This window comes from Mesorhizobium sp. M7A.F.Ca.AU.002.02.1.1 (genome assembly GCF_003998535.1).
GTDB lineage: Bacteria > Pseudomonadota > Alphaproteobacteria > Rhizobiales > Rhizobiaceae > Mesorhizobium > Mesorhizobium ciceri.
This window is the reverse complement of the sequence record NZ_RZPB01000658.1, coordinates 1-3,394: the sequence shown is the minus strand read 5'-3', so window position 1 is coordinate 3,394 and position 3,394 is coordinate 1. Positions and strand designations below refer to the sequence as shown.

Genomic DNA, 3,394 nt, shown 5'->3' with positions numbered 1-3,394 from the left:
AAGACCCGGCAAGCGCCGTCGCCCGACACCAGATCCATGCCATCGGCATCGAATCCGGCAATACGCCAGCCGTTGCCGGATACTTTGGCGAAATGCTGTGCGTAAACGGCGATCGCGTCGAGATGGTCGGCGTTCATGTGGTCGATGGCCGATTGTTCGCGCGCCGCGAGTTCCTCGACGACCGGTCCGCTGGCGAGCAGATCCGATCGGTCGAGCTGATAGGCCTTGCCGAAGCCGCCGTTGAGGCTGGCGCGTTGCGGATCGAGGCGAAAGATCGAAAAGTCACCGAGACCGGCGTAAAGTTTCGCCCTGGCATTGTGATTGAGGTAACGGCGCTCGGTGCGGGCGTGTTCGGCCGATCCGCGCTCGATCCTTACCGCCTGGCAGACCAGTGTCAGGCGCGGGTGCGCCAGCGGGTCGCCCTTGCCTGGTTCGCCGAGCAACAGGGAACAGCGCGGGTCGGCAAGCAGCGCGCCGGTGTGCGCCGAAAGCATCGACACCAGGATCAGCGGTGCGCCGTCGATGTCGGTGGCCACGCCAACCCTGCTGGCCAGCGGCGAGCCGGTTTGCGGTTCGATCACCGCCAGGGCGCCAAAGCGGGCGCTGCGCAGAAGCGTCTTCGCCAGCCGGATCGCTTCGGCGTCCGTCTCACGGATCACGTCCTTCTTCGGGTCGTCCAAGGCAGCACCGCAGTAAGTTGATTTTTGTTCTCTAGTTATCGGTCAGCAAGCCGGATTTGACAAGGTCGTCGATCTCGGCTTTCGCAAAGCCGAAACGTGCCAGCGTTGTCGACGGCAACAAATCCTCATCGCCGGGCATAGTGGCCAATGTCGGTTGCGAACTCGAGAAACGCGGGGCCGGGGCCGGGCGCTCAAATGCACCTGCCGTCACAGAGGCGTTGCGTGCCCGATTGTGCGGGTGGTGCTTTGCCTCTTGCAGCGACAGAACGGGTGCAACGCAGGCATCGGTTTGCGCGAACAACCGGTCCCAGTCGTCGCGTGGTTTCTGCCGGATCCGATCGGCAATGGCGGCGCGCATCGGCGGCCACAGGGCCTTGTCGTACTGGCCGGATGCAAAGCACTCGTCGAGCGGCAGCAGCCTCGCGAATTCGGCGAAGAATTGCGGCTCGAGACAACCGATGGCGATATGACGTCCGTCCGACGTCTCATAGGTGTCGTAGAACGGGGCGCCGGAATCGAGCAGGTTCGCGCCACGCTTGTCGCTCCACAAGCCGGCCGCCATCAAGGCGTGCAGGGGCACCGCCAGCATCGAGGCGCCATCGACCATCGCGGCGTCGATAACTTCACCCTTGCCCGTGCGCGAACGTTGGAACAGGGCGGCCAGCACACCGGCAATCAGCATCATGGCGCCACCGCCATAGTCTGCAACGAGGTTGAGCGGCGTGACGGGACGGCCGCCGGCATGGCCGATGGCGTGCAGCACGCCGCTATAGGCGAGGTAGGTTATGTCATGGCCGGCGCGGCCGGCGAGCGGACCGCCCTGGCCGAAGCCGGTCATACGGCCGTAGATCAGCGCCGGGTTACGCACCAGCACCGTTTCCGGGCCGAGGCCGAGCCGTTCCATGACGCCCGGGCGAAAGCCTTCGAGCAACATGTCCGCCTTTTCGGCAAGGCGCAGCAACAGATCGGTGCCTTCACGGCGCTTCAGGTCGAGGCGCAGCACGGCGCGGCCATGGCGGTCGATGTTATACTCATCCGGCAGCGGCAGGAGCTGGCTCGTCCCCGCCCGTTCGATGCGCAACAGTTGCGCGCCCATCTCCGACAGCATCAGGCCGGCCAGCGGCACGGCGCCGAGCCCGGCCATCTCGATCACCTTCAGCCCGGTCAGCGGACCGGTTTTAGCGGCAGCGGACAGGCCGGCGCTCATGACCGGTTTATTTCGGCGCCATGCGAATGGCGCCGTCGAGGCGAATGGTCTCGCCGTTCAGCATCTGGTTCTCGATGATGTGCAGGGCGAGAGCGGCATATTCGGACGGTTCGCCCAGGCGCGACGGGAACGGCACGGCGGCGCCCAGTGAATCCTGCACCTCTTGCGGCATGCCGGCCATCATCGGCGTCTTGAAGATGCCGGGAGCGATGGTGCAGACGCGGATGCCGGAACGGGCAAGGTCGCGCGCCACCGGCAGCGTCATGCCGACGACGCCGCCCTTGGACGCCGCATAGGCGGCCTGCCCGATCTGGCCATCATAGGCGGCAACCGAAGCGGTGTTGACAATGACGCCGCGCTCGCCGCCCGGCAGCGGCTCGAGCTTCGACGCGCGTTCGGCGACGAGGCGGATCATGTTGAACGTGCCGATCAGATTGACCTCGATCACCTTGCGGTACTGATCAAGCGGATGGGGACCATCCTTGCCGATCGTCTTCACACCGATGGCGATGCCGGCGCAATTGATCAGGATACGCGGCTCGCCAAGCTTGGCGGCGACGTCGGCGAGGGCAGCAGTCCCACTGTCGGCGCTGCTGACGTCGCATTGGACGGCAATACCGCCGATCTCGGCCGCGACCTTGACCGCGCGGTCAATACCGACATCGAAGATGGCGACGCGGGCTCCCTTGGTGGCCAGCGCGCGCGCCGTTGCCTCGCCAAGGCCGGAGCCGCCGCCGGTGACGATCGCGATCTGGCCGTTCGGGTTCATGACGTCATCCTTTGATCTCAGGAACAGTGGACGGATCAGGCGCCAGATCGATGGGAAAGGTCAAGCCATCGCCGCGGTAGGATCGGTCACCCTGGCCTGATCGGCGTGGCAGACCTCGCCCAAGAGCCTGGCGACCGCGCCCGGCGCGATCTCGTGCGACAGCAGCCGGTCGAGGTCGACGGGGCGCGGCATCGAAATCTGGCCGCGCGGAATCCGCTTGAAACCGAGCGGCCCGTAATAGGGCTCGTCACCGACCAGCATGACGGCAGGTGCGCCGGCCCGGGCAGCGGCCTCCAGCGCGATCGCCACCAGCCGGCGGCCGATGCCGAGATTCTTGAAGGCCGGCCGCACGGCGAGCGGCCCGAGCATCAATGCGCGGCCGGCACCGGCGGCGATGCGGGTCATGCGCACCGAGGCGACGACGATGTCGCCATTGACGGCGACAAAGGACAGCGAGCGCTCGTGCCCTCCGGCCTCACGAATCTTGTAGGCGGCCAGCACAAAGCGGCCGGGCCCGAAGGCTTCGTCGTTGATGGCTTCGATCTCGGGGTCGTGCGCCGGGGTTTCCGGCAGGTATTTCACGTCGGCAAGGCTCATGGTCTTTGCGGTCCGGTACAAGGAGGAAAGGTTGCTGCAAACGGCAGCATTCGCCAGTCAGCGCTTCATCAAGCGCGGGCGCCCTTTCGTCGTCGGTCAAACCGGATCAAAGCAAAGTCGAACATGCGGATTGTCCGCTAG

4 protein-coding genes are annotated in these 3,394 nt (G+C 65.8%); all 4 read right to left on the bottom strand.

The features are described from left to right. Window positions 1-680: HugZ family protein (locus tag EN879_RS28845; protein WP_164774635.1), on the bottom strand; the 680-nt coding region annotated here is incomplete at its 3' end. A 31-nt stretch (window positions 681-711) separates the two neighbouring features. Then, the gene (locus EN879_RS28840; protein WP_063168871.1) at window positions 712-1,887 is read right to left on the bottom strand and encodes a CaiB/BaiF CoA-transferase family protein; all 1,176 of its coding nucleotides are present in this window, start codon (window positions 1,885-1,887) and stop codon (window positions 712-714) included. A 7-nt stretch (window positions 1,888-1,894) separates the two neighbouring features. After that, window positions 1,895-2,656: a 3-hydroxyacyl-CoA dehydrogenase gene (locus tag EN879_RS28835; protein ID WP_027162200.1), complete on the bottom strand. Its 762-nt coding sequence runs from the start codon at window positions 2,654-2,656 to the stop codon at window positions 1,895-1,897. A 60-nt stretch (window positions 2,657-2,716) separates the two neighbouring features. Next, window positions 2,717-3,253, bottom strand: a complete 537-nt coding sequence (locus tag EN879_RS28830) for an N-acetyltransferase (RefSeq protein ID WP_013529917.1) — start codon at window positions 3,251-3,253, stop codon at window positions 2,717-2,719. Between the last annotated feature and the right edge of the window lie 141 nt (window positions 3,254-3,394).